Consider the following 630-nt stretch of genomic DNA (forward strand, 5'->3'; position numbering starts at 1 on the left):
GTTGTCGTAATGCAGATCATCATCACCAAAATATTTAATGAAGTCTTGGCCTGCAAAGATCGGGTGCCAGCGATAGATAGCGCGTAAATGGTTTGTTTCGCGCTGGCGCGCAGGCATCATCATTGGGTTGAGTGATACACCGCCATATACCCAACATGAGGTGTCGCGGGTGAATAGATGGTTTGGTAGTGGCTCGATCACGAAATCCAGTGGGCGCTTCATCTTCGGTAGCATCGAAGAAGATTGAATAGGTAACTCAGAATAGGCTAAGCCGCCAAGCAAAATAGTCGCGAGGTGTTCGTCGTCCATTTCCAAAAGATATTGGCGTAAATCGCGAGCGAAGGTTGGCCCGTAGCGGAAGTCAGAAATCTGCGTGTTCAACAGCCACTGTTTTGCCTCTGGAACGGCTAGGGTTTCCACCAGTAAATCGTGGAGCAGAAGTACTTCAACATCTTGCTCTCTCAAGGTTCGAGCAAAAGCATCATGCTCTTCACCCGCGGCTTCTACAGCAAGTACGTCATCAAACAATAGCTCATGACAGTTTGACGGCGTGAGGTGGGTGAGGGCGCGCTCTGGGCGGTTTAAAAGTACTCGTCTAAGTTGACCAACTTCTGATCCAACGTACAGCTT

General features: G+C 49.2%; 1 protein-coding gene. It reads right to left on the bottom strand.

All coding sequences use genetic code 11. The features are described 5' to 3' along the window. On the bottom strand, window positions 1–630 hold a 630-nt coding region (locus R7Q48_RS28455), incomplete at both ends, for an arginine deiminase family protein (protein WP_318133680.1).

The sequence above is a fragment of the Vibrio sp. 378 genome, assembly GCF_033339435.1.